General features: G+C 67.2%; 2 protein-coding genes. Both read right to left on the reverse strand.

The features are described from left to right. Positions 1-89 precede the first annotated feature (89 nt). Positions 90-491, reverse strand: coding sequence for a hypothetical protein (locus tag ELR45_RS16580; protein ID WP_129667404.1), 402 nt, complete (start codon positions 489-491; stop codon positions 90-92). Positions 492-870: 379 nt separating this feature from the next. Then, a partial coding sequence (locus ELR45_RS16585; protein WP_165367836.1) for an LPXTG cell wall anchor domain-containing protein occupies positions 871-2,397 on the reverse strand: 1,527 nt, incomplete at its 5' end.

The raw sequence follows: 2,397 nt of genomic DNA on the forward strand, positions 1-2,397 counted from the left end.
GAGCGTCAACGCCGCCACCGCCACGCTCGCCACGCCTGCCGCTCGCCACCGCACAGCGCGCATCCGCGCCCGGCCACGAGCGCGAGCACTCACCCCACGACGACGAACCACTCGTCATCCACCTCCACCATGCTGAACGGGGTGCTCACACCGTCGAGTTCGGCCGAGCCCTGCGACCCATCGACGGTCACTACCGGCGCGGTTTCCTCATCGAGGGCGGCTTTGACCTCCGCCGAGTTCTCCAGGATCATCGGCGCGAGTACGTCTTCGCACACAGAGGCAGCACCCGAGTCCTCGGACGCCGGCCGCTCCGCGACAGCACTCACCGCACAGAGCGCCACCACATCCTCCGCGGCCACCGCGTCCGCGAACTCCTCCACGACACGCGCCGCATCCGCCTCCGAATCGCCCCCGGAACACGCGCCCAGAGTCGGCACCAGCAACAACGCACCACCGATCGCTGCCCCTGTCAGCACACGACCACAGCTCATATCCATGTCCTCTCTCAGTCGTTCTCGTTCTTGCTTGGCTTCGCCGCGTGACAAAGGCGATGACGAAAGCTCCCGGCCCGAACCCCACCCAATCCACAAGGCGCAGCGGAAAGCTCCCGGCCGACGCACGGCGGAACGCAAAGGTGGGGAGGACACATTCTTCGACTGATCTTCGGTCGGCGGCAGCTACACGCGACCAGCTCGTTCAAGCCGGCCGCCGACCGCGTGAGAAGGAGAAGAACGTGCCCTCCCCACCGGCCCCTTACCGCACCGCCAAGGCCGGGAGCTCCCCTTCCCCGCCACACCCCACGCCGGAAGCCGGGCGGCGGGTCTACCCCACCGCCCGGCTCCACGGGTGGAACGTGTCACCTCCTTGTCGTTACTCCACGCCGATCCCCGTACCCGGAGTGTTCCGGCGACGGGCGACGATCAGGAGCACACCGGTCCCGAGCAACAGCAGCGCGATCCCTGCGTACAGAGCGATCTGCGCACCGGTGTCCGGCAGGTCCGGGTCGTCCGGCGGCGACTGCGGCGACTCTGGGTTCTCCGGAGTCTCCGGCTCCTGCGGCGTCCCCGGCGTCTCCGGTGTGTCGCAGTCGTCGTCCGCTGCCGTGTTCGTCAGACCGGTGACGGTCGCGGTGTTGAGGAACCCGCTTCCGTCCGCGTCGCCGTCGACAGGCTCGCACTCGTATGCGCTCGGGTGCTCGTCCACGGACGACGGCACGGTGACCTTCGCTCCCACCCGATACGTGTGGCTCTTGCCCACGCCGATCGGCTGGTCGGTGATGATCACCAGGTCGCTGGAGCCGTCCCAGCTCTCGTTGACCTCGAGGCTCGCCGGACTCGTCTCGACGACGGCCGTCTCGGTGATGACGATGCCTTCACCGAAGCGGAACTCGTCCTCCAAGGTGTAGACGTCCTTGACGGCGCCGACGTTGGTCACCACCACGTCGTAGGTGATGGTGTACTTCCCGTCCTCGTCGTCGCGGACCATCACCACCGTCTTGGAGATGTCGACCTCCGGCGTGATCGGCTTGCACGCGTCGTCCTCGTCGTCGAGGTCGTTGTGCACGACGATCGCACCGTTGAGCAGGCCGCCACGGTCCCCGTCGCCCGGGTTCTCCAGGCACTCCAGGTCCGTCTCGGCCGGCGGGTTGTCGCCGTCGAGCTCGAACGCCACGTCCACCTGGTAGGTGTGCGAGCCGTCCGCACCGATAGCCACGTCGGCGGTGACCAGGTTCTCCTCGGACCGCTTCTCGGCCCCAAGGCCGGTCCACGCGTCTTCGACCTCCACGTCGCCGGGAACCCTGTTGGTCACCTCAGAGGAGACCACGGTGATCCCGTCGCCGTAGCGGAGCTGGTCGTAGAGGTCGTACTCGCCGGAGGCGGCACCCTCATTGGTCACGACCACCTCGTAGCTGATCGTACCGGTGCCGTCGTCGTCGGTGGTGACGTCGCCGGCCGTCTTGGTGATCTCGATCGAGGGCAGCGGGGCGCACGCGTCGTCCAGCTGTTCCTCGTCGCCGACCGTGAGCGTCGAGACGTTGTTCAGAGCCTCCTCGTTCTCGTTGACGTCCTCGCCGTCGGTGCACTCCGTCTGATCCAGGCCACCTTCGAGGTCGCCGAAGCTGAGCGGAACGTCTACCAGCACGGACACGGTGTAGACGTGGGCCGTGTACTCCGGATCGGCCGGGTCCAGGATCTTCTGGCCCGTCGCGATCCGGGTGTCGGACGCACCATCGAACCCGGGGTTGACCTCGAGGTTCGACGGATCAGCGGTGACCGGGTCCACCGAGACAACCGAGACGTTCGGGGAGAACTTGAACTCATCGTCCAGGTTGTAGGTGGCCTCCCCATCGCTGGTGTTGGAGACCGTGATCTCGTACGCCACAGCCCACTGGCCGTC

This window comes from Phytoactinopolyspora endophytica, assembly GCF_004138495.1.
GTDB classification, from domain to species: domain Bacteria; phylum Actinomycetota; class Actinomycetes; order Jiangellales; family Jiangellaceae; genus Phytoactinopolyspora; species Phytoactinopolyspora endophytica.

Coding starts and splice junctions, on each gene's coding strand:
- ELR45_RS16580 (WP_129667404.1), bottom strand. CDS start 491: ATGAGCTGTGGTCGTGTGCTGACAGGGGCAGCGATCGGTGGTGCGTTG.